Genomic DNA, 25971 nt, shown 5'->3' with positions numbered 1-25971 from the left:
CAGCTGTTATTGAGGTGTCTTTCATGCCCCCTCCCACCGTCGCGATAAATCGCGACGGTCCCCCCTCCCCGTAAACGGGGCGGGAATATCAGAGAGAGCAACCTGCATCTTAATCATGTCCCGAACGGCCGATCCGCCTTGGGCTCGGCAGGCTTGGCGTCGGGGCGCCATTCGCCCTGCCGCTCCAGCTCTTCCTTGACGTTCTTGGGCATGTAGGTCTCGTCGTGTTTGGCCAGGACCTGCGTGGCGCGCAGACCCGACGCCGTAACCTCGCCCTCGCAGACCACGCCCTGCCCTTCGCGGAACAGATCCGGCAAGTCGCCCTTATAGGCGACATCGATCTCTTTCAGCTTATCCATGACGGTGAACTTCACCGAACCGTCCGCCAGCTTGGTGACACTGCCAGCCTTGACCAGACCGCCCAGACGCACGACCTCACCCGTCTTGACCTTGGCTTCGATCATCTGGGCCGGCGTGTAGAAATAGATCGCAGTGCCCTTCAGCGCATAGAGACTCAGTCCCGCTGCCGCCAGCAGCAAGGGCGCAGCGATCAGGAAGATCGTAAGACGGCGGCGCGCTTTGACTGACTTAGGCCAGAAACCCATCATTGGCCTCCCGTATTTTCGGCGCCGACCGCGCCTTGCGACTTCTGCACGACGCCCGCGGCCACTTGCGGCCGGTCGCGATAATGCGCCTGCATAGATTTCAGAGCCCGCGCCTTGCCCGCCGTGTCACCAATCACATCGTAAGACCGCAGCAGCCGCGCCCACCCGTCAGGGTTATCCGGCTGCTCGGCCAGTTGCGCTTCCAGCGACGCCACCATGCCGTTGACACGCGCCTTCGCGGCCGCCTCGCCCGACTGCGCTGTCTCTACGGCCGCGAGCTGTTCGGCGATGGCGTTCTGGCGGATGTCATCAACGGCCAGGGCCGCCTTCGCGGTCAGGAAGTGCGTCCGCGCGCTGTCATACCGCCCCTGGTCGAGGTCCCGGCGGCCGAGATAGTAGTGCGCCCGCGCATCCGTCGGGTCCTGCTTCAGCGCGACATCGAAAGCCTTTTGCGAATCCGGACCAACCGCCCCGCCGGCGACGAAATAAAGCGCCTCGGCGATATCCGACCAGCCGGTGAAGGTCTTGGGCGACAGCTTCATCGAGGTATCGAATGCCTTGGCGGCTTCGTAGTAGCGCCCGGCCATCATGTCGACCTTACCGAGGAACAACCAGAATTCCGGGTTTTTCACATTGTCCGGTTCGCTGGCGCGGCGATGCAGGACGGCCGACAGAGCTTCGGGCGGCAGGCTGTCGATATTCTGCCGCGCCGCCTTCGTCCATGCGACGACGCGCTTTTCATAAGGCTGGTCCGGCAGTTCAGGATGGCCGATGTAGAGTGCATACAGACCAAAGCTCAGCCCCGCGACGGCAAAGGCGCCGACCGCGGCGTGTGCGGGCTTCAGGCTGTAGGCGGGTCTGTCAGCGGCTTCGGCCTTCAGCAGGGCGCGCGCCGCTTCGACGCGCTCCTCATTGGCCAGGTCTGCATCGATATCGCCCCGCCCCTCACGGCGTTCGACGTCGGCGACAAAGCCTTCGTACTGCGCTTTCGCGAGAGTGAGCGCGTCCGTCGCCGGCGCACGGCGGTGCCACAGGCTCACAACGGCAATGAGCACGGCGGCAATGACGACGCAGGTGAGGACAAGACCGATCATAGATCCCCTGACATAACGCAAATTATGTCAAAGCCAAGTCCCCGGCGCTCCGTGCGACAATATTACCGGGGCAGAGCCGTTACAACTACGCGCGCAACTGACTGCGAACCTGCGCAAAGATCGAGCGGGTTTCGCGCGCGCCCAAGGGACGGTCCGGCAGATCAGCGGCGGTTAGGCCGGGCCGCCGCTCTTCCATAAGCCGCAAGGCCTCGCACATCAGATCGGAGGGCGTGTCGAAAAGACCAGCCGCCAGCTGTTGCCGGATAAACTCTTCGTAATGTGTACCGAGCGTCAGGGTAATCATGGCGGGGCTTCGTGAAGGAATACCGCCGACCTTTAGCTGCTATGCACGGCTACCCGCAAAACGATTAATTCCACACGAGAACCGTCACACGCGCGATCTAGCTTTAAGGGAATATTAACCATGAGGGCTATGCCGCAAGCGTAGACGGTTTCGGCGCAAGTATCGCAACGCGCAAAATTTTGCGCGCTATGCCACTTTTGGCGGGTTCAGCACATTGGACGACGCCACGCGGCGGCGGCCAACGACGGCCTTTTCTTCGCCGCACAGGGCCTCCATCAGGTCGGTGACGAGTTCGAAGAAGCTCATGACCTGCTCGCTGTCGAATGGATCTTCGCCATTGGCGACGTCCAGCAAGGCTTCGAAATAGCTGTCGAGCTGGCTTTCCAGCGTCTGCACGGTCTTGGTGTGCAGTGTCGCGAAGCCACCGGCATTGGCCGTGGCGCGCACTTCACGCACAAAGACGGCGCAGTTGCGGGCACGCGCGATGACTTCCGGCTTGGGATACTTGTCCATCTTGGGCACGTCCTTCTTGACGCGACCGTAGATGCGCTCGGACTTCATCACCAGGGTGTCTTCGAAAATGCGTTCGGCGCCCTTGAGGCGGCTCTCAACCAGGCCGGCGATCTGCTTGCTGGCCTCGGCCACGCGCTTGCTCCACGGGCCGTCGCGCGACAATTCAATATAATGGCCGAACGATTGGAGTTGACCAACGGTCTGCGCAACGCGCACGCCGGCGTCGTCCTGCGCCTCTCCCTTGCCGCCAATCGCCGACTTGAGGTCGTTGAGCCCTTCCTCGATACGGTCCAGGATGCGCTCGCCGAAATCTGCCAGTTCCGACTCGGCCAGGAAACGGTCGTTCGGCCGGTCGGAGACGGTGGCGATAAACTTGATGATCTGGGCGCCATCATCCAGGTTCGCGAAGATGACCTCCATGAACCGCATACCGCCTTCGTCGGAGATGGCGCAGGCGTCCTTGAACATAAGGCGCAGCGCAGCGGCCTTTTCAGCGTCGATACGCCCCAGGAAGTCGGGCAGCTTGGCAAGGACGGTGCGGATGATGCGATGCAGGTCCAGATAGTGCGCGAACTCAGCGACTTCCTCGGCGTCGCCACGCGCCGGTGTTTTCGGCAGGACCTCGTTTGGATGGTCGCGGCAGATGGCGGCGGCCGACGTCACCAAACGGAAGAAGACAACCGGGGTCGGGTCGTCGGCGCGCAGGCCGCGCAAGGCGAAGCGCGACTGCTGATAGAGTTCGGGCTCATGGCTTTCCAGTGCCCGCCACAGATTTCCGAGCAGCCAGTGCGGGAATTCGACAGCGTTCAGACCGTCCTGGCGCGTCTCGAACAACGGCATGTAGGGCGCAAAGACGGCTTCCTTGGCGTAGCGGAATTCCAGTTCGACGCTGATGAGTTCGCGGACTTCGATCAGCGCCGCGTCCTTCGTCAGGCCGAGGGCAAGCTCAAGCGAACGCAGCGATGCCTGGGGCAAGGTCTTGATCAGGCCCTTCAGCAATACCAGCCGTTTGTCCGCTATCAGGCTCATTGGATGGAATAGTCCCCGACAGCCGTAGTACGCAGAAATGTGCCGACTGTTTCAGACGAAAATCTTTAGAGATATCTGGTTAATTTTCTCTGACGGTATCAGGCAACCAAAGTGGTCTCTTATTTCCTTAAGTTGCCTACACAATTGAACTATTTGTGTGATAAAGTGCACTTAACCACATCGCGTAAGATAGCTTCTATACTTCCAGGTCCTGGACCCCACCCGGCAGGCGAATACGCACCTTCAGCCCGCCGAGCGTAGAGCGTTCGAATTTCAGCGTGCCGCTGTATGCCCGCACCAGTTCGTCGACGATCGACAGGCCGAGTCCCGTGCCTGGCACGCTTTCGTCCAGCCGCGCGCCACGCTTCAGCACCTCGTCGAAGCGCGCCTCATCGAGGCCAGGGCCGTCGTCCTCGATATTGAGCGCCAGGACGTGCTCGGCCTCGGAAAATTCGGCGGTGATCCGCACTCGCCGCTTGCACCAGATGCAGGCATTTTCCAGCAAATTGCCGGCGATTTCCTGCAGATCCTGCTTTTCACCACGGAACATAAGGCTTTCAGGTGCGCGCCAGTCGATGACCACGCCCTTGTCATGGAAAACCTGTTCCAGCATGACCGCCAGTTCGTCCAGCACCGGCTCGACCTGAGTGCGTTCGCCCATCGACTGGGCGCGGGCAGCGGCGCGGGCGCGGCGCAGGTGGTGGTCGACTTGGGCGCGCATGGCTTCGGCCTGCTTGCGCACCATCTCATTCAGCGGCGCACCGTCCGTGCCGGCCGCCGTCATCAGCACCGACAGCGGCGTCTTGAGCGCGTGGGCCAGGTTGCCAACGTGCATGCGCTGCCGCTCCATCATCTCCTGGGAGTCGTCGAGAAATGCATTGATCTGGCGCCCCACCGGCGTGATCTCGGCCGGATAGGTCTTGAGCAGGCGCTGCTGCTCGCCGCGCTGGATAGCGGCGATTTCGCCGGTCAGGTCGAACAAGGGCCTCAGGCCAAAACGTACCTGGAAATAGATGGCCATCAGCGACCCGATCGCCAGCAGCAGCAGGGCGAGCGTCGTCATCAGGGCAAAGGTCTCGACCTGCTTGTCCATCTGCCGGCGGTCTTCCGCGGCGACAAAGACGAAGTTGCGGCCGTCGATCATCGAAAAGATGGCCGCCGCGCGCAACGCCTCGCCCTGAGGACCGAAACTATTGTAGAAGACCGGCTTGCCTGAGGCACTGCGCACCCCGGCCAGGACTTCCGCCGGGATGGGGATGCGGGCGTTCCACAGCGAGCGCGAGCGCGCCGGATCGCTGACCTTGCCGTCCTTGGCAATCTCGCTGACCTGCCAGTAGAGGCCGGAATAGACGCGATTGGTGCGTGTGTCGAAAAAAGGCGGTGTGACAAGACGTCCGTCGCTGGCCACGTCAGTATCGACATAGAGGTTGTCCGCGATCTGACCCACCCCCAGTTCGAAGCGGCGCAGTGCTGTCTCATGGAAGTAGTAGGTCAGGGCGATGCCGGTCATGACCAGCATGAAGATGAACCAGGCCGCCGCCAGGCGGATCAATCGCCCGACCAGCGAATTGCTGCGGCTGGAGATCAGCCGCCAGAAACCGCGCACGCGCTCGGTCTCGCGCGCCAGGGGCGTCCCATCGGTCATGGCAGATATGACGAAAAGCCTTCGCCCTCCCCACGCATGGGGAGGCACAGGGCGTGACTATGCCACGCCCCTGCCCTCACAGGCTTTCGACCTCGCCGTGCAGCGGCTTGAGGCGATAGCCCAGCCCGCGCACGGTTTCGATGCGATCGTTGCCGATCTTCTTGCGCAGCCGGCCCATGAACACTTCGATGGTGTTGGAATCGCGATCGAAATCCTGGTCGTACAGGTGCTCGACCAGCTCGGTGCGCGAGATCACCCGGTTCTGGTGCATCATCAAGTAGTGCAGCAGCCGGTATTCCAGCGAGGTCAGGCGCAGGGGCTCGCCATTGACCGAGGCCCGGGCGGCACGGGGATCAAGCCGCAGGCCGCCACAGGTCAGAAGCGGCTGGGCGTGGCCGGCGGCGCGGCGCACCAGGGCACGCAGACGCGCCAGCAGTTCCTCGGTGTGGAAGGGCTTGGTCAGGTAGTCGTCAGCGCCCGCGTCGAAGCCTGACACCTTGTCGCTCCACGCCCCGCGCGCCGTCAGGATCAGCACCGGCGTCGACTTGCCTTCGCGCCGCCAGCGTTCCAGCACTGACACGCCGTCGATCTTGGGCAGGCCAAGGTCGAGGATGATGCAGTCATAGGGTTCGGTATCGCCCAGGAAATGCGCTTCTTCGCCATCCGGGGCGTGGTCCACCACGTAACCGGCATCGCTAAGCGAAGCTTTCAGTTGACGGGACAGGTCGGGATCGTCTTCGGCAAGCAGAATACGCAAATCGTCGTACCTCTAGAGCGATATGGCAAAACGTGTCAGCGGTTTTGCCCTAATATCGCGACAAAACAAAAACCTTATCGTTCGCCGACTATACGGCCTGAGTCGGCATCGACCAAGAGATCGACGCGGCCATTCGGCGTAGCGACGCGCACCCAGAAGATCGAGCCCCCCTGCTGACCGGCATCGAGCACCTGGCCACGGCTGCGGGCAATGTCCATGGCGCGCCGGATGCGGCCGTCATTGCGGTCCTCGCGCCGGTCATTCCCGCCGCGATCATCGTTACGGCTATCGCGCCAGTTGCTGCCGCCATTATTACCACGATCGTCGCGATCGTCACGGTCGCGTCCTGGCCGGCGCCGCTCCTGCTCGCCGCCAATCTTGACGACCACGGCGCTGTCGAGCCCCTGGACCAGTTCGCGCAAGGTCTCAGCCTGCGCACCCATGGGTGCGACCGTCAGAGCCAGACAGAAAAGAGCGAAAATCCGTTTCATGTTCCCGACAATAGGACCGCAGACCTGAACCTTAGCTGAACAACATGATCAGACATAGTCCGACATGCAAAAAATTACCAAGCATTGCTTCACATAAGAGCACAGAAAAACAATGACTTAGACTTCGGGCGTTATATGACGCTCTGTAAGGCTGCAAAAAATTCGCGCCACGGGCGAACAATCATACCGCAGGCGCTCACCTCTTGCGCATGCTGGGCGCGTAAGGCGCTTCCGATCGCCAGCGTTCGGCCAGGGCCGTCAGCTCCTTACGGATATCCTCCGGCATCTTTTCCGTCTGGCCGTCCGGCAAGGCGATGGCGATGTGGGCGAACAGGTCGCCACGCTCATTATCCTTGTGGTAGGCGCCCCGGCCCTTGAGCCGCAGCGCCGCACCGGAATTGGTGCCGGCAGCGATATTGACGCTGACCGGACCGTCAGGCGTCGGCGCCTGGACCTTGCCGCCCAGCAGTGCGTCGGGCAGCGAGACAAACAGGTCCATATGCAGGTCGTTACCTTCCAGGCGGAAAATAGGATGTTCTCGGACGCGCAGCTCGATCATGGCATCGCCGGGCGATCCACGGCCGCCGGGCGCGGGCGATCCCTGTCCCTTGAGCCTGAGCATCTGGCCGTCACGCGCGCCCTTGGGGATATTGACGTCGACCGTGCGCCCGTCCGAGAACAGGACGCGGCGCGTATTGCCGACGATCGTGTCGAGCAGGTCGATATCCAGCTTGACCTTGACATCATTACCCTTGGAGGGCGGAGGAGAGCCGAAGGGCGAGCCGCCAAAACCACCACCACCTGCACCGCCGCCGCGCTTGCCGCCGGCGCCGAACATGTCGAATATGTCTTCGAAATCCATGCCTTCGAAGCGGCCGCCTGCACCAGCGCTGCCGCCACCAAATCCACCACCTGCACCGGCACCACCGCCGCCAAAGCCGCGATAGATCTCGCGGCCGTCGGCGTCGATTTCGCCGCGATCGAAGCGCTTGCGCTTGTCGGCGTCCTTCAGGAAGTCATAGGCAGCCGTGATCCGCTTGAAGCGTTCCTCGGTCGCCTTGTTGCCCTTGTTCTGGTCAGGATGCAGTTCCTTGGCCAGCTTACGGAATGCTTTTTGAATTTCTGTGTCGCTGGCGCCGCGCGAGACGCCCAGTTCAACATAAGGGTCGTTAGCCACTGTGGTAAAAGTCCTCCTGCGCGACAAGTTTTGTCCTACAGTCAAACTTTTCAAGAGGCAAGCGCGGTGCGCGGAACCGGCCACCGAAGAATATCCCGGCCGCCGGTCAAATTATCCTTCTAGTGCCGGCTAGTTCCGGTCGCGATCGCGGTGGCCGCCACGATCATGATCGTTACGGTCGCCCCTGTCCCGGTCATGGCGGTCACCCCGATGGTGATCATGGTCGCGGTCGCGGTGGCGACCGTGGCGTCCCCAATCGCCGCCTCCATAATAGTCATGCGCGCAACCGGCGAGTGTCAATGCACAGGCCGAGGCGAGGATAAGCACTGCAATTTTCTTCATGGCGTTAAGCCCTTCCCTCAAGGACGGCCGCGCTCCCGGCAGCTCCACGGTACCGTCCTAAAGAGGCTAAGCCTCATGAACTGAACCGGACATGAACCGCTTAACGCAAGTCGATCCATACCGGCGCGTGGTCGCTGGTCTTTTCCCAACCGCGCACGTGGCGGTCGACCTCCGCCCGCTTCAGCCGTTTGGCGATGTCGGGACTAAGCAGGAAATGATCGATCCTGAGGCCCGCATTACGCTCCCAGCGCTTCCTGAGATAGTCCCAGAAGGTGTAGATGCGCTCGTCCGGATGCAGCTTGCGCAGGGCATCTGTCCAGCCCTGTGCCACCAACCCGGCAAAGGCTTCGCGCACCTCCTTGCGGAACAGGGCGTCGTCCAGCCACCGTTCGGGCGCGTAGACATCCAGGTCGGTCGGCATGACATTGTAATCGCCCGCCAGCACGACCGGTGCGCCGCTGCTGAGCAATTCCTTCGCATGGTCCTTCAACCGCTCGAACCAGCGCAGCTTGTAATCGAACTTTGGCCCCGGATATGGATTGCCGTTGGGTAGGTAGAGACAGCCGATCAGAACGCCGTTTACCGCAGCTTCGATATAGCGGCTCTGGGTATCTTCGTCTTCGCCCGGCAGGCGACGGCGCGTTTCGACCGGTGTCTTACCGCGCGCCAGGATAGCGACGCCATTCCAAGACTTCTGACCGTGCCAGATGGCGCCATAGCCCGCCTCTTCGAGCGCTTTTGCCGGAAACTTTTCGTCCGGCGCCTTCAGTTCCTGCAAACAGACGGCGTCAGGCTGCGCCTCGTCCAGCCAGCGCAGCAGCACAGGCAAGCGGCCATTGACGCCGTTGACATTGTAGGTGGCGATTTTCATGGCCGCGATTGAACTTCAGCGGCCGTAAACGCGAAACAGGACAGTGCCGCGGCAAAGTCAAACGACGATAAGGCTATTTCGGCGTGTCGTCTTCGTCGATATCGCACGGCCAGTCCGAGCGGTCTTCGCTCAGGTCCCAGGCAGCGAAGTCGAGCGCGTCCTCGACATCCGGCAATGCAACTTCGGAAATCGTCTGTCCGCGCACTGAAACGCCCGCCTCGTGCACTGTCTCACGATCGCCGGTGATCAGGTGATGCCAGCGCGGCAAGGGCTTGCCTTCATGCAGCCGGCGATAACCGCACGACATCGGCATCCATTCCAGCGCTTCGATATTGCCGGGCGTCAGCTTGATGCAGTCGGGCACATATTTCTTGCGATTGGCATAGTCGGAACACTGGCAAAGTTCACTGTCGAACAGCTTGCAATGCACGCGCGTCGGAATGACTTCCAGCGTCTCTTCATCTTCGAAGCGGACGAGGCAACACAGGCCGCAGCCATCACACAGGGATTCCCATTCCTTCGCATTCATCTGTGCGAGAGTCTTGGTTTCCCAAAAGGGTTTAACGGGCGCGGCATGATCACTCATCGCGGCTATATAATCCGCCGCGCCCGAATATCAAACCGGATCGTTAGCGGCGCTTAGCAACCAGCAGGGCCAGACCCGCCAGGGCAGCAATGCTTACGGCCGTACCAGGACGGCGGGCAATAAAGTCCTTGATCGGCGCCGGCAGCTTGTTAAGGTGTTCGGCAAACGGCAGGCCCTTGATTTCGCGGGCTTCGGTCTTGGGGGCGTTGGCAACGGCTTCCATGTGATCTCTCCTGAACAGTGAACTGAGGCAATCAGGTTAGCACCTGGCAACATAAGACCGCCGCGCCGGAACGTCGGCCGTTCATCAGAATATCATAAGCCCGGCTGGGGTTTGCCGGCCTTGTTCGTCCCGTCGTCCAGCGCTTCGGCCGGTTGCCCCTCCGGCCAGTCCGGACTGGTCTTGCCGCCCCCCGACAACCCGGCGGCAATCACCGCCTTGGTGGCACGCAGCGCTTCATCTTCGCTCAAGGGTTTGTCAGCGGCAGAGTCCGGCTTGACGATCTTTTCGTCCGTGCCCTCTTCGGGAAAAGGGTCTGGCTGGTTACGGTTCTGCTGATCTTCAGCGTGTTCGGCGACATCGACTTCGGTGTCTTTGCCGCGGGTTTCCGTTTTCACTGCGTCGGTCATCGGTGGCTCCTTTTGGCGTGAGGGTACCTCCACCCGGCATAAGGAGGCGATATCGAGAGAAACAATCTATATATGTAGAGTTTATGCATTGACTGAAAACTCTACATATGTTGATCTTCATGCATGCCCAGACGTTCCAACATATCGCCTCAAACCCGCACGGTCCTGTCCGCCCTCTTCGCCCAGCCGCAGGCCTGGCGCTATGGCTATGACCTTTCGAAGGAAACCGGACTGAAATCCGGCACGCTCTATCCGCTGCTTATCCGCCTGGCCGATCAGGGTCTGCTAGAGACGGAATGGCGCGAACCGCTTCAGCCAGGTAAACCACCGCGTCATGCCTATCGCCTTACCGCGCAAGGCCAAGCCCTGGCCGCCGAACGCGAAGCCGAAACGCTAGCGCCCGCAGGATTGCGTGAGGCGAAGGCATGACCCTGGCCCTTTCCATCGCCCGACTGGCCGCCCGCATTCTGCCTGCCCGCCACCACGTCTGGGGCGAAGCTATGACCGCCGAAGTCGCCGCCATCGACAATCCGCGCGACGCCCTTCTCTTTGCCGCCGGCTGCCTGTGGGCCGCCCTCACCGAAAGGGTGACCTTCGTGAAAGCCTTTGTATTTGCCGGCCGCCTCGGCGTGGCACTTGTGACCTCGCTCTATGGCCTGTCGTTCCTCTACTTCCTCAGCAATGGTCTGAGGCATGAGACCCCTCCCTCTCACCTGGCTATTCTTATCAGTTGGCAGGGCGCCATGGGCCTAAGCCATCTAGCTGCGGCGGGCCTTCTGCTCTTGTGGCGACCAAAGCCGTTTCTCTGGGCCTGCGCTGCTGCGGCGATTTCCGCCATAGCCCTGCCCGTGTTCTATGTCGTTGACATGATCGCAGGCAAGATACCTCCGAATGTGACGGTACCAGTGATCGCCTGGGCCTGGCCGCTTGTGCCGCTGGTTATATTGATGGGCGCCGCCTGGCTGTTCGCCTGGCTGGAACAGGAGCCGAAAAAGCCTGCGATCGCTTAAACCTGACCCTTTCCTCTTGAGGGAAGAGCACGAGAGGCGAGCTTTTTGCGCGGCCGATCCAGTGAGGGCTTCCATTCGTTAGCCTCAAAGGCTAAATCGCGACGATGAGTTCCAAGCCCCCCCTGCTCGCCCTGAAAGACGTCCGCCTGATGGACGGCATGACCCCTCTGTTCGACGGTGTCGATATCGCCATCGAGCCACGCATCCGCGCCTGTCTGGTCGGCCGCAACGGCGCCGGCAAGTCGACCCTGATGCGCATGCTGTCCGGCCTGATCGAGCCTGACTCCGGCGAACGCTACATGCAGCAGGGCATACGCTTCGCCCATGTGCTTCAGGAACCTGAACCCAAGGGCGAGACCATTCTCGACTGGGCGTGTTCGGGCGGGGCGGAGCACTACACAGCCGAGTCCGAGCTGTGGGCCTTCGGCATAGATCCGTCTGGCCCGACAGGTTCCATGTCCGGCGGTGAAAAGCGCCGCGCCGCCCTGGCCAAGGCGTTCGCCGAAGATCCCGACCTGATCTTCCTGGATGAGCCGACCAACCACCTCGACATCTTCGCCATCGAGACGCTGGAAGACCGCCTGCGGTCCTTCCGTGGTGCGGCCCTGATCGTCAGCCACGACCGTACCTTCCTGGAGCGCGTCACCCAGCGCTGCTACTGGCTGTATGAGCGCCGGATCCTGCGCCGCGACGAAGGCTATAAGGGCTTCGACGAATGGCAGGCCAAGATGGAGGCCGAGACCGCCGAATCCCTGCGCCGCCTTGAAAAGGCGATCGAACGCGAAACCTATACCTTCTACCGCTCGATCACCGCCCAGCGCACGCGCAATGAAGGCCGCGCCGCCCGTCTGGACGCCATGCGCCGTGACCACTCCGAACGCATGAAGCTGATGGACAAGCCGATGGAGATGGTCATCGACAGCGGCGGGGTGTCCGGCAAGCTGGTGGCCGAACTGCGCCACGTCGACAAGGCATTCGGCGACAAGGTGCTGCTGAAGAATTTCTCGACGCGTATCGTGCGCGGCGACCGGTTGGCGATCGTCGGTCCGAACGGCGCCGGCAAGTCGACCCTGGTCAAGCTTCTGATCGGCCAGGGCGAGCCGGATGCCGGTTCAATCAAGCTGGGCACCAATCTCGACGTCGCCTACCTCGACCAGGGCCGCGATGCCCTGAAAGGCGACGAGACCCTGTGGGACGTGCTGGCCAATTCGGGCTCCGACTCGATCATGGTGCGCGGGCAGCCGCGCCACGTCGCCGCCTACGCCAAGGACTTCCTGTTCCGCGAAAAGCAGCTGCGCCAGCCGGTCAAGTCGCTGTCGGGCGGGGAACGCAACCGTCTGCAACTGGCCCGGGCGCTGGCCAAGGCGACCAACCTGCTCGTGCTCGACGAACCGACCAACGATCTCGACATGGACACGCTGGACCTGCTTGAGGACCTGCTGGCCGACTATGATGGCACGCTGATCCTGGTCAGCCACGACCGCGACTTCATCGACCGCCTGGCGACCTCGACGCTGGCGCTCAATGGTGACGGCAAGACGGCGGAAACCCCCGGCGGCTGGCAGGACTTCATCCGCCAGAACCCGGATTTCTTTGCCGAAATCTCACAGAAGGAAGCGCAGAAGATCAAGGCCGATGCGCCGAAATCAGCCCCCGCCCCCGTCAAGACCGCAGCAAAGAAGCTGAGCTACAAGGACCAGAAGCGGCTGGAGGACCTCAACCAGCTGATGCCGAAATGGACCGCCGAGATCAAAAGGCTCGAAACCGTTCTGGACGATGCGACCCTGTACAGCCGCGATCCCAAGACCTTCGATGCCACCATGAAGAAGCTCGACCAACTCCGTTCGGACCTCGAAAACGGTGAGATGGAGTGGCTGGAACTGGAAGAAAAGCGCGAGAGCCTGGCGGGTTGACCGGGAAGGTAAGCTGGCACCACGGAATGGGCCGGTGACAGAATCCGCGGTTCTGTCAGCATTAGCCCTCTATTAAGCCGCATAAAGTATGATCACGGCGTTGCAACTCTTCGTTCCGGATCAGAATGCCCGCGCCCAGGTTCCGTTATCTTTGTTACGCCGGCTTCGCCGTGGCTGCCGCCCTGCCCGCCTTTGCGCTGGCGGACAGCGCCGGAACCTACCTGACATGGCAGAACAAGACGGCCGGGACGCAGGATGACGCGCCCGCCGCCATGGCTTATCCGGCGCCGGCGTCACCCTACGGGCAGGTTGGCGACCCTTTCCGCCGCAACCTGAACTGGCCGTCGAAAAAGGCGCCGCAGGCGGTACCCCAACCGGCAGCAAAGCCTCAGGCGAGCAGCGAAGGCCCGCGCCCCTATCAGCCGGCCCAAGCCCAACCTGTGGAGGCGGTCGCGGCGCATAGCGAGCCCCCGAGATCCGTCACGGTCCAGCCCCTGCCTGCCCGGCCGGCGCAGCCCGCCACGACCGTTGAACCTGCGTCACCGCCGCCGCCGATCCTGTCGGTCGCCAAGCCGGTGCCGCGCTCGTCCGAGCCGCACACAGCAACAGCCTCGGTGAGCGCGCCAACACCGCTGCCGGCCGCGAAGCCCGTTGTCGTGCCGCCGCAGGCGGTCGCCGCTGCCTCCAGGCCCCTAGCTGCGCCCGCGCCCGCCGCGACCTCGCAGGACGGCGGCTACCAGGTCCCGACGACCAGCAAATATGCCGCCCAGATCAAGGCCGCCCGCGCGGCACAGGCCCGCGACGAGGCGCGCCAGAAGGCGGATGAAGCCACCGCGCCGGAACCGTCCGAACAACTGGCGGTCCACGAAACGGACCACGTCTTCATTCCGGGCGAGACCTACAAGGATGCCGGCGACGCGCCGCGCCTCTACAGCCTGCACCGCATGTACGGCCTGCAGCCCGATCCGATCACCGTCTCCCCGGACGCGACCGGTGCCATTCTGGATGGCGCCGACCTGCATGCCGACGAAGCCGCGCCCAAAACATCCGCCAAAGACGTTGCCAGAGACGTGGCAAAAGAGTCTGGCAAGACCGCAAAAGCGAAGTCCGAAGGAAAGTAAATGTCGTCCCTTCTCAGCCTTATCGAGCTCGCCAAGGAGCCCTCAAGCCAGAAGCGTCGTGAACTCCTGCGTGAGGTGACCAGCATCTTCATGGCGCATCCGGAAGAGATCGAAGGGCCGGAAATGGCGCTTTACGACCAAGTCATGAGCCAGCTGTCGGCCGACATGGAAGTCATGGTCCGCGCCGAAATCGCCAATACTTTAGCCTCCGCAAAAGTCGCGCCGCTGGGTCTGCTGCGCCGCCTGGCCACCGATGAAATCGATGTCGCCGAACCGATTCTGACGCGCTCCAAGGCCCTGTCGGAAAGCGACCTGCTCCACATCGTCCAGACCAAGGGCCAGGAGCACATGCGCGCCGTTTCGCGCCGCGAAGAAGTACCGGAAAGCGTTTCGGGCGTTATCGTTACCCGCGGTGACGACGACACCCTGCATACCCTGCTCAGCAATGACGGCGCCCGCCTGTCGCGCGCCTCGAACGAGGAAGCCGTGACCCGGGCCCAGGCCAACCCGGCGCTGCATGAGGTCATCGTCAACCGCAAGGACCTGCCGGCGGACCTGATGAACGACATGTACTTCGTCGTCGAATCCCGCCTGCGCGAACGCATCATCGCCGAGAATGCCAAACTCGATCCGTCTGTGGTCGAGAAGGCCATCGCCAAGAGCCGTGACAAGGTCGCCGTTGCCTATGGCAGCTTCCCGGAAGACTATGAGCGCATTAATGCCGATGTGACGGTGCTGCGCCAGAACCAGCGCCTGACGCCGCAACTGCTGGCCAAGTACATGCGCGATCCGAACCCGACCTATTTCCTGTGCGCCCTGTCGCAAATGGCCGAGATCGATTTCCTGACCGCCAAGCATCTGGTGGAAAAGAAGGAGATCGACGCCCTGGCCATCGCTTGCAAGGCGGCGGGCCTCGACAAGGCCCTGTTCCTGACCTACGCCATGATCATGCTGTCGGACCAGCAGAACGCCATGGGCAAGGCGTCGGAATATGGCCAGCTCTATATGCAACTGCCGCTGGAAACCGCGCAGCGCACCATCCGTTTCTGGCGCATGCGCCGGGCCGAAGGCCACGCGGCGTAGGCCTCAGCGCGTTTCATCTTTCAAAGAGGCCCCGCCCACCGCCTTCGGCGGTCCCCCCTCCCCATAAATGGGGAGGGCGCGGTTTCGCGTCACGGCAGTGCTCGAATCTGGCAGTATAGAACACTTGGAATAGGCAGCCCTTCATCTGCGCCCTCCCCATAAATGGGGAGGGGGGACCAATTGCGGAGCAATTGGTGGGCGGGGCCAACACGGCTTGACGCCCGGCAGCTGGTCCGACACAGTGTCGCCTGAAACCATCTCAGGACTTCCGACTTGCGTCTTTCCCTTCTCTGCGCTGCCGTCTCGCTGGCGCTTGCCGTCACTTCGCCCGCACATGCTGAAACCTGGACCGTCAAACGCGAATGGGTCAGTGCCCATGAGAACTTCCTGGCTTCACAGGCGCTCCAGGGACGCGGCAGCGCCACGCGCGACGAAGCCATTGCTGCCGCCTATGTCGCCTCGCAGTTCGAGGGCTTTGGCCTGAAGCCCGCGCCGGGCATGACCAGCTACCTGCAAACCGCCTGGGTGGTTCAGCCGCGCATTGAGGCCCCTGTCACCCTGACCATCGATGGCAAGCCGATCGATGGTGTGCAGCTCCTGAGTTCGTCCGGCAACAACATTACGGGCGCGATCAAGGTCTTCACCGGCGAAGATACCAAGACCATGCCGGTGGCCGATGTCATCATGGCCGCGCCCGGCGCAAAGACGCCCCTGCCCGGCCTGACGCGTGCCGCCCGCGCCAAGGGCGCCAAACTCATCATCCTGCGCGAAAACGACGACACAAAAAAATACTGGGAAGCGGGTGGCAAGACGACCGGAATGTCCGCCTATCTGGAAAGTGATCCGCCCACCAAACCGGGCTTGGCCATCGCTATCGTGACGGCCGAAGCCTATGACCGCCTGGCAAAGGACGGCGTGGACGCGGCCCTGACCCTCCCGGATATCGTCAAGGCGCGCAGCCTGACGACCAATGCCATCGGCTATCTCCAAGGGTCCGATCCATCGGTCGGCACCCTCCTTTACACCGCCCACCTCGACGCCCTGGGCGTCAAGGGCGATACGGTCATTTACGGCGCCAACGATGACGCGTCAGGCACGACCGCAGTGCTAGAAATCGCCCGGGCCTTGGCCGCCGGCAAGCAACCGAAGCGCAGCGTCATGTTTGTGGCCTATGGCGCCGAAGAGCTGGGGCTGCTGGGCTCGCTCTATTTCGCCAAGAACCCACCGGTGCCTCTCAAGGACATTATCGCCAATCTCGAATTCGAGATGATCGGCGCCCAGGACCCGAAGCTGCCGGCCAATACACTGATGATGACCGGTTTCGAACGGTCGGATTTCGGTGAGACGATCAAGGCACAAGGCGCCCAGGTCGCGGCTGACCCCTATCCGGAACATCGTTTCTTCGAACGCTCGGACAACTATCAGCTGGCGCTGCAAGGCATTGTCGCCCACACCGTGTCGGGATGGGCGACTACGCCCAACTATCACAGCCCCGAAGATTCGGTTGCCAATCTGAACATCGATTTCATGACCAGCGCCATCCAGTCTTTGATCGCCCCGGCGCGCTGGCTGGCCAATAGCGACTATGTTCCGCAGTGGAAGCCTGGTGGCAAGCCGGTGGCGAAATAGAGCAAAATGCCAAAAAGTGTGCAGCGCATTTTGGCTAAATATCGTAAAAAAAACAACAGTCTAGAGCATAATTCCGGTTCGACTTAGTACATCATGCTCTAGCTGCGTTAAGCGGCAGCGACCTCTGACTGGACGGCTTCCGGCGCCTTGGTTAGCGTAAAACAGAAGCGCGCGCCATGGTTCGGCGCCGGCTCGACCCAGATCTCGCCGCCGTGACGTTCGACGATCTTGCGGCAGATGGTCAGGCCCAGGCCGGTGCCACCATACTTGTCCCAGGTGTGCAGGCGGCGGAACGGCTCAAATATCTGCTTGGCATATTCCGGTTCGACCCCGATGCCATTGTCGGTGACGCAGATGCGCCAGCGCCCGCCAGATTCCACCGACGATACGGTGATTACCGGCGCTCGCCCCTCGGGCTGATAGGTGATGGCATTGCCGATCAGGTTCTCGAACAGCCTTTGCAACTGCACGGGATTCCCCGACACCTTCGGCAACGTGTCGTTCTCGATCCTGGCATCGGTTTCGGCGATCCGCTGGCCCAGATTGGCGCGCACCTGGACAAGCAGGCTGTCGAGGTCGACGACCCTGTCCTCGAAAGGCTCGTGCTTCAACCGCGAATAACGCAGCAGGTCCTGGACCATCAGGTGCATCCGCGTCGCCGAGGTACTGATAATACCAAGATAGCGCCGCCCCTTTTCGTCCAGCCGGTCCTTGTAGTCCTCGGCGACAAGCTGGCTGTAGATATTGACCATGCGCACCGGCTCCTGCATGTCGTGTGAGGCGACATAGGCGAAGCGTTCCAGCTCAGTGTTCGACTCCATCAATTGTTTCAGCAGCCGTTCGCGATTCTCGTCGGCGATGCGCGCGCGTTCCAGTTCACGCATGATGAAGTGTTGAACCATCCAGAAGCTCAAACCGGCCGCCAGCACGATCCAGACCAGTGTAACGGCGACGAAGCTGATCACCCGCTCACGGCGATAGGTATCGGTACGCACCGTTTCGGCATCCAGGGTACGGCGGGTCGCAGTGACCATGCGGTCGATATCGCGCTGGAAGCTCATGCGAACGGGGCGGTCGATCACGCCGATGGCTTCGGCGGCGGCGGGCCCCTTGGCGATTGCTGCTTTGCTCAGCCCCCGGCGGACCTCGATGAACTGGCGGGCGCGGCCCTCCAGCCGGTCGAGGCCAACATCCTGGCTGGCTGTCCCCTTGCCACGCCACTGCGCCAGAACGGCGTCGATTTCATCGAGGTTGCGGTCGAGGCGTGCGGCGAACATGCGCGTCTCGTCAGGCGAGTGCGCGTGGTAGATACCGCGCGATTCCATCACCGCCGAACTGATCAGCCGGTTGAGACGTTCGCCCATATAGGCGTTTTCATAGGCGCGGCCATAATCTCCCATCATCCGGTTGTAGTCTGACAGGGTCGACAGGCCGAACAGCATGACGCTTACCGCCATGACGACCAGTCCACCAATCAATATGGAAATTCGCGCCCTTAACGTCATGAACAGCGCCCAGTTCCCCGAAGACGGTTCAGCAATCCTTTGCATGACTATGACAGTTCGCCTGCTGCGTGTAAACGGTAACAGGTGCCTTACACGGATTTCGAGGATTTAGCCAGCGCCCCACATTTTGCGCGCGCCTGCTTCGGGGTCATTTTCGACGCGGCACTCCGTATTTACCAACAGGGTGGTGCGCTGCAAGCGGTCATATACAGGCCAGTCCGGCAAGCCCTTGCCCGACGGCTTGCCGGTGCGGGCAAAGGTGGTCAGCAGTGTCGACAGGTTGTGCGAGGCCTGCTGAAGGCCCGGTCCGTTGCCGTGCAATCCGCTCAAATCCCAGTTGTAGAAGGTCGCGCCGATATCGGTGGCGTGCCCGGCCTTTAGCGTCACATTCGTCCCGGCGATCGGAAAGTTCGACGCGTAGTCATAGCGATAGAGCCAGACGGGTGCGGCCTGGTCCGACTTGAGGCTGGCGGTCGTCACGCTGTCATTACCGAAGACGCGCGCCGAGGCTATGGCGATATAGATGTCGGTGGGCGTCGCCTTGGGGTAAAGCGCGCGATAGGCTTTGACGATTTCCGGCGCCTTGTCGCCGAACTCCGTATCCAGCCGGCTTTTGAGCGCGGCCTCGTCCATGGTGAAGGTGTCAGGCCGGCCCATGTTGAAGAAGGTCGCCTCGTCGCGATCCCAGCCTATAATCAGCGGGATGTTCGCCGACAAGGCCGCAGCTTTGGGATCGAACGGCTGGACGGGCAGGATTACGCCATCGACAACCGGTCCGAAGTGGCCGGCTTCGTCGGTGTTGCTGCCGGCCGGCATCAGGCGTTGCGGTCCGCTGCGCGGACTGGCCAGCGCCCCCTGGTTCTGATCGGCCAATAGTTGCAGGTCGAGCAGGGTCTGCGCGGGAACGCCATCGAGTTGCGCCACATCCGTCAGGTTCAGAGCCTTCATCACCCGGCGGGTGGTTTCGCGCGCCGCCTCGGCGGTAACGCGGCGCGGCCAGGCCCCGCTCTGGATAATGGCCTTGTGAAACAGGCCGTGCGCCGCAGGCATGGCCATCAAGGTGCCCACCTTGCCACCGCCGCCGGATTCGCCAAAGACAGTGACATTGCCAGGGTCGCCGCCAAAGGCCACGATATTGTCCCGAACCCATTCCAGCGCAGCAACGATGTCGAGCATGCCGGCATTGGGAACACGGTCGCCGCCTTCGACCCACAGATAACCCATCAGGCCCAGACGGTGATTACTGGCCACGACGACGACATCGTGCACAGCCGCCAGCCGTCCACCGTCCTGTGATGTCGATCCCGCCGATCCGGTGACAAAACCGCCGCCATGGAGATAGACCATGACCGGCCGCTTCCTGCCATCCACGGCCGGCGTCCAGACGTTCAGCAGGCCGCAGTCTTCGCTATAGCCGGGTTCCTGTTCGCCATAGGTCGATTTGGGCTTCTGCAAGGCCGGCGCACCCAGCCTTGTGGCGTCGAACACGCCCGTCCATGGCTTGACCGGTTGCGGCGCCCGGAAACGGTTGGCGCCACGCATCGGACCGGCATAGGGAACGCCTTTGAAGCTTAAAGCGCCGCGCGCCGTGCCCCCACGAACCTTGCCCTTAGTAGTCTCGACCTCGACAAAGGGCGCGATGGGGAGGGTGGAAGTCGATAAAGCCTGGGCCTGTGCCCGGCCTGCCGTCGCCAACAGGGATGCCGCCAGACCGGAACCCAAAAGATTCCGCCGATCCAATGTGAAACGCATGATCTTCTCCCAGGAATCTTATGATTTTGGGAGAGCTTAACCGAGCGTCGGCGAGGCAACAAGAGAAAGCGGGGCCTCGAGCGATATGGCGAAAAGTGTCAGCGGTTTTCGCCTAGGTATCGCGACAAAGCAAAAACTTAGATCGGAATGGCGTTTCCGCTTACACCCATTCCGATCTAGCCTTGGCCTTGGCCCTGGTCCTGCTCGCGCACCCGGCTGAGCTGGATCTGGACGCTTTCGGCCAGGGCCGCCATGCCGTGCTCGGCGAAGATTTCATGGGCCGCTTCCAAAGCGTAGGCCGCCTCGGTGCGCTCCATCATGAAGCCGGTAATGTCGCCCCGCGCCACATAGAGCCGTGCCAGATTGCTCTGCACGATCGCCCAGCCGACCGGATCTTCCTGCGGCTTGAGGGTGCGCAGTTCGTCCTTGAAGGCGGCTTCGGCCACGTCCAGCGACTTCAGGTCCCCCTTCAGCTCGGCGTGGCGCGCCAGGCAGACGGCGCGGTTATTGACCAGTTGTGCGCGCAGGGTCAGTTGCTTCTGCATCGGCCGCTTCAGCGCCAGGTCGTACATGGCGATCGCCTGGTCGCAGACCTCCTGATTGAGCGTCAGTTCTCCCAGGGCCTGCAGGCCCATGGCCAGGGCCTGCTTGTGCTCGACCCAGTCGAGCGGCGAGTGTTCGTAGTCAAGCATCGCCGTGTCTTCGTGCGACAGTAAAGCGATGCCCTGGCTGATACCTTCCGGCTTGCCTTCGATCTGCCCCTGCCAGATGCGCGCCAGGGCCAGCCGCAGCGTTACGCGGGCATAGGTCACGGGCTCATAGTCCGGGTCGAGACGCTGACGCAGGGCTTCGAAATCGGTGATAACCGCGGCCATGAGTGTCGGATCGGCGCGGTCGAGCCCGACCATCATCAACAGGTCGCCACGATCGAAGCGGGCGTGGGCGGCATCCAGCTTGTCGCGGGCGGCATTGGTCTGGCGGACGCGCTGGTCGGCGCGGTCTACGGCGCGATCGATGCGCGACATGGCATGCAGCGCCGGATCGAGGTCCTGGGCGCCTCTGCGCGCCGCATTGCGGGCGGCCAGCCGGGCTTCGACAGCGGCGAAACGGACCTTCAGCACCTCGTCGTCAGCGATCGCCGCCTTGCCACCACTCAGCAGGCTTTCGGCGGAATCGAGCAGTTCATGGGTTTCGAACAATTCGCTGCCCAGGATGCAGGTCAGGGCCTGTTCCAGCGCGGCGGCGGCGGCTTCCGATGTCGTCTTGGCCTCCTTGCCGGCGTTTTCAGCGGCCGAGGCCGCGCGGCGCATGGCGACGGGATCGCCAGTACGGCGGGCATATTCGCGCCAGATCTGCGCGGCTTCGAGGTAGGGCGTAAAGCGGTTCTTGGTCGAGACGCGGCCGCCTTCGATATCGAGATGGCGCCCCTGGGCGATGAGCAGCTTGAGATTCAGCAACTCATAGAGCGACGGATCGGTTTCGACCCGGCCCTGATTGCCAAAGATACGTCTGATTTCACGACCGAATTCGAACATGTCCCGTTACCCCCTCAAGGCGAGAAGCGTATCAGGACGATACGCAGCGCTTGAGGCTCGAACAGACAGATGCAATCCCAAGGCCGCCGAAGAGTCAACAAAAGGTTAACGGCAGTCTGGATTTAACGTCCCCCTGTTGCCAACGGGACGAAGTTTGGGAGGTTATGCCGCCTTGGACATATCGGCGCGATGCAGGCGGCAGCAGTTGCGGCCACCCGCCTTGGCGGCATAGAGCGCCGTATCGGCCAGTGACACCATACGCGCCAGATCGGGGTGTGCACCATTGGCCCAATGGATGCCAAAGCTGGCTGTCACCGTGCCGCACGGACCGAAATCATGGCTTTCGACGCGTTCGCGCAGCTTTTCAGCGATCTTCTGAGCGCCACGGCGGTCGACATCAGCGCAGACGACGATGAATTCTTCGCCGCCCCATCGCGCCACCATGTCGCCCATGCGGACACTACGGCCGATCAGATCGGCAAATGCCGTCAGCACCTGATCGCCGAAGTCATGGCCGTGCGTGTCGTTCAGGACCTTGAAGTGGTCGATATCGATCAGGATGATGGCGAGGTCAAAAGCACCACGCCTTTGTCCGGCCATGGCATCGAACGATTCAATCATACCCCGCCGGTTGAAAGTGCCAGTCAGGTGGTCGCGGCGCGCCGCTTCCTGCGCTTCACTGAGCGCCAGTGCCTCAAGGGTCTGGCGTTCCCGCAGAGCCCGGCGCAGGTTGGCCACGCGATAACCGAGATAGGCGACGATCATGACGATCCAGATGCCAAGCAGCAACGAATACCATTGCGCGTCGCTGAGGATCGCCTTGTGGATACGGACTTCGCGGACTTCGAAGGAATGGGCCCCCGCCGGCGCTTCGGAACCGGTTTCGAAAATCAGCGAGGTGACATTGTCGAACTTCGGCCGGCCGAATTCCGGCGCCAGCCTGTGCTTGCGCAGCCACCAGTCGGCGACCCCGAAGTCGTCCGTGGTGAAGTCGATGCGCTGCAGTTTACCGGGCGTGGTGTCGGCTTCGACGCGCAGATATTGCGGGCTCTCGTCGTCGGCGCGGACGCTGTAGGCCGGGTCGAAATTCTTGAGGTGGACGCGGAAGGACGTCGCCTCACCGCGATACATCATAGTGATGCCCAACGAGCGCATATTGGTCAGGTCGAGACCGTGCGTGCCCTTGTTACCATCGATAAACAACTCATAGCCGCAATAGCGATAGGGGTGCTGGGGGTGCAGGTCGCAATCCCACTTCAATCCGCCACGGTCCTTTGTGACCGACTTGCCGCCGACACCGGCATCGCCGTCCGAAAACACCAGGTGGGTACTGGACGCCGTGCTTTGCGGCGTAAAGCTGACCGTACGGCCCAGCAACTGGTCCTTGCCGGCAATGGCGCCGGCCGTCAGCAGCAGCAGGCCCAGCAGCGCCATTTCGAACTTGGCGCCGGCGGCCAGGCGCAGGCCCTTATCGGCAAAGCCGGCGAAACGATCTTTCAGACCTTTGGTACTCAAGGCGGTCAACTATCCCCACACAGATGTCATCATCTTTGGGACGAAGCCTACGCGATAACCTTAAGCATCCTGTGAAGTAACACCGTTAACGACACGTCAAGCGCGCGCCGACCTGTCCAATGCCGCGAACTCGTCATCGTTAAGGACAATATCCGCCGCCGCCGTATTTTCCTCAAGGTGCTTAACCTTGCTGGTGCCGGGAATAGGCAGGATGACCGGTGAGCGTTTGAGCACCCAGGCCAGGGCGATCTGCGATGGCGCGGCATTATGTGCCTTCGCTATGCTGTCGAGCACCGTGCCGGGTCGCGCCAGGTCACCGGCCGCCAGCGGATACCACGGAATAAAGCCGATGCCATTGGCTTCGCAGTATTTCAGCACAGCTTCGCTGCCGCGTTCAGCGAGATTATAACGGTTCTGGACAGTAGCCACCGGGAAGACGGCTTGCGCCGCCTTGATCTCCTCGACCGAGACTTCGGAGAGGCCGGCGTGGCGGATGACGCCGTTGTCGAGCAGCATCTTCACCGCGGCAAACTGTTCGTCACGCGGCACGCGCGGATCGATACGGTGGAGCTGCCACAGGTCAATCACCTCGACGCCCAGCTTGTCGCGCGACCGGTTGGCGTTTTCGATCAGGTAGTCGGGATCGCCATTGGGTATCCAGATGTTGGGGCCACGCCGCACCAGTCCAGCCTTGGTGGCGACGACCAGCTTGCCGTAAGGATGCAGCGCCTCGCGGATCAGCTTTTCCGACACGTCCGGTCCATAGGAATCGGCGGTGTCGATAAAGTCGATCCCCAGCTCCGGCAAGCGCTTCAGCACGCGCAAGGCCTCGCCGCGGTCGGCAGGCTCGCCCCACACGCCGGCGCCAGTGACGCGCATAGCACCAAAGCCCAGACGGTTGACGGTCAGCTCCCCACCGATCTTGAACGTTCCGCTATTCGCTGCTGTCATGGCCCTCTCCTTGCTGTGCAAGGCAGATGGGGCTCGGTGGCGATGATTGCAACAGGCGGACAGGGCCGCACCTGCTTACAGGAACGGATTGTCCTTGTCGGCATAGCGCTGGCCGATGAACTGCGTGTTGTGCGTGAAAGCATCCAGGTCGTGCTGGGCCAGGCTGCGCAGCATGTCGTCGAGCTTGCCCTGCATGGCGTCCAGGCTTTCATCGAGGATGAAGCTGGCGGACTTTCCGGTCTTGCGGAAGATTTCCGCCCGGTGCGCGGCGGGGATGTCGATATAGCTTTTCACCAGCTTGGGCAGGTGCAGGTCGCGCATCTGCTCGAGATCAAAGCGATTGATCGTCGTTGCCTGTTCGCGGGTGGCCGCTTCCTGGACTTCGTCCAGGCTGGCAAGGATGCGGGCAATGCGGGCCTGCGCCCCGTCCGGAACGCGCGTGTCGTTGTAATCGACGCGCACAGGCTCAGGCGCCGGCGGCAAGGGGGCCGGCGGCGGAGGCGGCGGGGCGAACAGTTTCCGGAAGAACTCCATCAGATTCATACTTACCAACAATAAGCCGTGAATCCTAAAAATAAAACACGACCAGACCTACTATCTTGCCGCGCTTTTATCCGAAAACCGGAAACCACTTTTCGGAAAGCGCTTTGTTTGGCTGCCGCTCTTACCCAAGCAATAGCGGCGAGGTCCCGCTGTTGTCGGACGTATTACCCTGGGCGCGCGCGATATAGCCCTTCGCCTTCTCGGTCTCGTGCGACAAGGTGTCAACCGTCGTCTTCATGTTCGACAGCGCCTTGAGCTTGAATTCATCGACCGCGTCCATCGTCGCATAGATGTTGGCGAAGGCTTTTTGCAGGGTTTCGACGTGGATGGTCGCCGAGGTCGCCTGTTCGTGGATGCGGGCCGTGTTCGACTTCAAAAGCTCACTGGTGCTGGCGATCATGTTCGACGTCGTTGTGTTCAGCGCTGTGATCTGGTCGAGGACCAGCTTCTGGCTGGCCAGGGCCTGGGCGACCGTCACCGCTGTACGCAGGGCCGCGATGGTCGTGGTCGAGGCGCGGTCGACGCCCTTGATCAGCTCGATATTGTTCTTCTTGATCAGGTCCAGCGCCAGATAACCCTGCACCGTCACTGCCATCTGGGTCAGCAGGTCGGTCGTGCGCTGACGAACATAGAACAGCGCCGCTTCACGGATGGCGCGGGCCTTGGTCGGATCTGAGCTGTCGAGTTCGGCGGCGCGCTCTTCCAGGCGGCTGTCGAGCGTCTTGGAGATGTGGATGACCTGCTCCAGCTTGCCCATCATCTCCCACATCTTGCGGCGTTCGCCGTCGATGGCGACATTGTCCTGCAGCAGTTCATCCTTGCCGCGCGCCAGCGACACCAGGATGCCGTTGATGTGGGTCTGGGCCGACTGATACTTGTCGAAATACGCCTTCAGCTTGTTGCCAAACGGAATGAAGCCGAACAGCTTGCGCGGCTCCGTCAGGAGACCACCGCGCGACGGGTCGAGGCCTTCAATCGTGTGGCGCAGTTCGATCAACGAGTTCCCGACACCGCCCTCGCCGTCCATCTGCTTGGTCGGCCGGTCGAGGAAGCGGTTGCTCTGCGACGACAGCGCCGAGATCTCGCGCTGGCCCAGGGCGTTCAACTGGTTGATCTTGTTGCCGAAGTCGGGGCTATTGGCGTCGACGCTGACCAGGTCGGCGATGTAGGAATCGACCTTGGTTTCAAGTTCGGACTTCACAGTGGAATCGATCGGGACCAGGCCGGCGGCCTTTTCCACGGGAACGGCGGCAACAGGGGCCGGAGCCTCCAGAACGAGATCACTCATGGTCGTGTTTCCCTGATAAATAGATTAGCGGTTTTGCATCGCAGAGCCCGATCGCGCGCCTGCGCATCCGAGATATCCAGCA

At 62.0% G+C, this 25971-nt stretch carries 26 protein-coding genes; 6 read left to right on the top strand and 20 right to left on the bottom strand.

The genetic code is table 11. The annotated features are described in order from the left end of the window. Nucleotides 1–113: 113 nt before the first annotated feature. The 13 genes from ccmE to AC1DON_RS00800 all read right to left on the bottom strand — a co-directional run bounded on the left by ccmE (nucleotide 114) and on the right by AC1DON_RS00800 (nucleotide 10044). On the bottom strand, nucleotides 114–605 hold the full coding sequence (gene ccmE, locus AC1DON_RS00860) for a cytochrome c maturation protein CcmE (RefSeq protein WP_476932839.1): 492 nt from the start codon (nucleotides 603–605) through the stop codon (nucleotides 114–116). Further along, nucleotides 605–1699 carry a c-type cytochrome biogenesis protein CcmI gene (gene ccmI, locus AC1DON_RS00855; protein WP_476932838.1) on the bottom strand — a complete coding sequence of 365 codons (1095 nt, stop codon included), beginning with the start codon at nucleotides 1697–1699 and terminating at the stop codon, nucleotides 605–607. The genes ccmE and ccmI overlap by 1 nt, the downstream gene beginning before the upstream one ends. Before the next feature lie 85 nt (nucleotides 1700–1784). After that, on the bottom strand, nucleotides 1785–2003 hold the full coding sequence (locus tag AC1DON_RS00850) for a ribbon-helix-helix domain-containing protein (RefSeq protein ID WP_476932837.1): 219 nt from the start codon (nucleotides 2001–2003) through the stop codon (nucleotides 1785–1787). 186 nt (nucleotides 2004–2189) lie between these two features. Beyond that, nucleotides 2190–3545 (bottom strand): hypothetical protein, encoded by a 1356-nt coding sequence (locus AC1DON_RS00845; RefSeq protein ID WP_476932836.1) that lies wholly within the window; start codon nucleotides 3543–3545, stop codon nucleotides 2190–2192. Nucleotides 3546–3741: 196 nt separating this feature from the next. Next, complete coding sequence (locus tag AC1DON_RS00840) at nucleotides 3742–5190, bottom strand: sensor histidine kinase (protein WP_476932835.1); 1449 nt, start codon at nucleotides 5188–5190, stop codon at nucleotides 3742–3744. Between the two features lie 76 nt (nucleotides 5191–5266). Continuing rightward, on the bottom strand, nucleotides 5267–5947 hold the full coding sequence (locus tag AC1DON_RS00835; RefSeq protein ID WP_476932834.1) for a response regulator transcription factor: 681 nt from the start codon (nucleotides 5945–5947) through the stop codon (nucleotides 5267–5269). Nucleotides 5948–6021: 74 nt separating this feature from the next. After that, complete coding sequence (locus AC1DON_RS00830) at nucleotides 6022–6438, bottom strand: PepSY domain-containing protein (RefSeq protein WP_476932833.1); 417 nt, start codon at nucleotides 6436–6438, stop codon at nucleotides 6022–6024. A gap of 196 nt (nucleotides 6439–6634) precedes the next feature. After that, nucleotides 6635–7615 carry a DnaJ C-terminal domain-containing protein gene (locus AC1DON_RS00825; RefSeq protein ID WP_476932832.1) on the bottom strand — a complete coding sequence of 327 codons (981 nt, stop codon included), beginning with the start codon at nucleotides 7613–7615 and terminating at the stop codon, nucleotides 6635–6637. 119 nt (nucleotides 7616–7734) lie between these two features. Beyond that, on the bottom strand, nucleotides 7735–7893 hold the full coding sequence (locus AC1DON_RS00820; RefSeq protein ID WP_476932831.1) for a hypothetical protein: 159 nt from the start codon (nucleotides 7891–7893) through the stop codon (nucleotides 7735–7737). Between the two features lie 164 nt (nucleotides 7894–8057). Further along, the gene (gene xth, locus AC1DON_RS00815) at nucleotides 8058–8828 is read right to left on the bottom strand and encodes an exodeoxyribonuclease III (protein WP_476932830.1); all 771 of its coding nucleotides are present in this window, start codon (nucleotides 8826–8828) and stop codon (nucleotides 8058–8060) included. Between the two features lie 73 nt (nucleotides 8829–8901). Next, nucleotides 8902–9414: a YcgN family cysteine cluster protein gene (locus AC1DON_RS00810; RefSeq protein ID WP_476932829.1), complete on the bottom strand. Its 513-nt coding sequence runs from the start codon at nucleotides 9412–9414 to the stop codon at nucleotides 8902–8904. A gap of 43 nt (nucleotides 9415–9457) precedes the next feature. Next, entirely contained in the window at nucleotides 9458–9637 is a 180-nt protein-coding gene (locus AC1DON_RS00805; protein WP_476932828.1) for a hypothetical protein, read from the bottom strand. A 92-nt stretch (nucleotides 9638–9729) separates the two neighbouring features. Beyond that, nucleotides 9730–10044, bottom strand: a complete 315-nt coding sequence (locus AC1DON_RS00800) for a hypothetical protein (protein WP_476932827.1) — start codon at nucleotides 10042–10044, stop codon at nucleotides 9730–9732. A 123-nt stretch (nucleotides 10045–10167) separates the two neighbouring features. Between AC1DON_RS00800 and AC1DON_RS00795 the strand changes: the two genes are divergently transcribed. The 6 genes from AC1DON_RS00795 (at nucleotide 10168) to AC1DON_RS00770 (ending at nucleotide 16800) form a co-directional block, all read left to right on the top strand. After that, complete coding sequence (locus AC1DON_RS00795) at nucleotides 10168–10473, top strand: PadR family transcriptional regulator (protein WP_476932826.1); 306 nt, start codon at nucleotides 10168–10170, stop codon at nucleotides 10471–10473. Then, nucleotides 10470–11054, top strand: coding sequence for a hypothetical protein (locus AC1DON_RS00790; protein ID WP_476932825.1), 585 nt, complete (start codon nucleotides 10470–10472; stop codon nucleotides 11052–11054). The genes AC1DON_RS00795 and AC1DON_RS00790 overlap by 4 nt, the downstream gene beginning before the upstream one ends. A gap of 104 nt (nucleotides 11055–11158) precedes the next feature. Then, nucleotides 11159–12967, top strand: coding sequence for an ATP-binding cassette domain-containing protein (locus AC1DON_RS00785; protein ID WP_476932824.1), 1809 nt, complete (start codon nucleotides 11159–11161; stop codon nucleotides 12965–12967). 125 nt (nucleotides 12968–13092) lie between these two features. Beyond that, nucleotides 13093–14088: a hypothetical protein gene (locus AC1DON_RS00780; protein ID WP_476932823.1), complete on the top strand. Its 996-nt coding sequence runs from the start codon at nucleotides 13093–13095 to the stop codon at nucleotides 14086–14088. After that, the gene (locus AC1DON_RS00775) at nucleotides 14089–15171 is read left to right on the top strand and encodes a DUF2336 domain-containing protein (RefSeq protein WP_476932822.1); all 1083 of its coding nucleotides are present in this window, start codon (nucleotides 14089–14091) and stop codon (nucleotides 15169–15171) included. A gap of 273 nt (nucleotides 15172–15444) precedes the next feature. Then, nucleotides 15445–16800: a M28 family metallopeptidase gene (locus AC1DON_RS00770; protein WP_476932821.1), complete on the top strand. Its 1356-nt coding sequence runs from the start codon at nucleotides 15445–15447 to the stop codon at nucleotides 16798–16800. A gap of 107 nt (nucleotides 16801–16907) precedes the next feature. Here the strand turns inward: AC1DON_RS00770 and AC1DON_RS00765 are convergent, their stop codons facing one another. The 7 genes from AC1DON_RS00765 to AC1DON_RS00735 form a co-directional block, all read right to left on the bottom strand. Next, nucleotides 16908–18350, bottom strand: coding sequence for a sensor histidine kinase (locus tag AC1DON_RS00765; protein WP_476932820.1), 1443 nt, complete (start codon nucleotides 18348–18350; stop codon nucleotides 16908–16910). A 63-nt stretch (nucleotides 18351–18413) separates the two neighbouring features. Next, nucleotides 18414–20057 (bottom strand): carboxylesterase/lipase family protein, encoded by a 1644-nt coding sequence (locus AC1DON_RS00760; RefSeq protein ID WP_476932819.1) that lies wholly within the window; start codon nucleotides 20055–20057, stop codon nucleotides 18414–18416. Between the two features lie 176 nt (nucleotides 20058–20233). Continuing rightward, nucleotides 20234–21592 (bottom strand): hypothetical protein, encoded by a 1359-nt coding sequence (locus AC1DON_RS00755; protein ID WP_476932818.1) that lies wholly within the window; start codon nucleotides 21590–21592, stop codon nucleotides 20234–20236. Between the two features lie 162 nt (nucleotides 21593–21754). Then, complete coding sequence (locus AC1DON_RS00750) at nucleotides 21755–23107, bottom strand: GGDEF domain-containing protein (RefSeq protein ID WP_476932817.1); 1353 nt, start codon at nucleotides 23105–23107, stop codon at nucleotides 21755–21757. Between the two features lie 96 nt (nucleotides 23108–23203). Beyond that, entirely contained in the window at nucleotides 23204–24058 is an 855-nt protein-coding gene (locus AC1DON_RS00745) for an aldo/keto reductase (protein ID WP_476932816.1), read from the bottom strand. Between the two features lie 75 nt (nucleotides 24059–24133). Beyond that, complete coding sequence (locus tag AC1DON_RS00740) at nucleotides 24134–24601, bottom strand: hypothetical protein (RefSeq protein ID WP_476933461.1); 468 nt, start codon at nucleotides 24599–24601, stop codon at nucleotides 24134–24136. Between the two features lie 121 nt (nucleotides 24602–24722). Beyond that, complete coding sequence (locus AC1DON_RS00735) at nucleotides 24723–25889, bottom strand: toxic anion resistance protein (RefSeq protein ID WP_476932815.1); 1167 nt, start codon at nucleotides 25887–25889, stop codon at nucleotides 24723–24725. Between the last annotated feature and the right edge of the window lie 82 nt (nucleotides 25890–25971).

Source organism: Asticcacaulis sp. P4_H10 (assembly GCF_056400965.1).
This window is presented reverse-complemented; position numbering and strand designations above follow the sequence as displayed.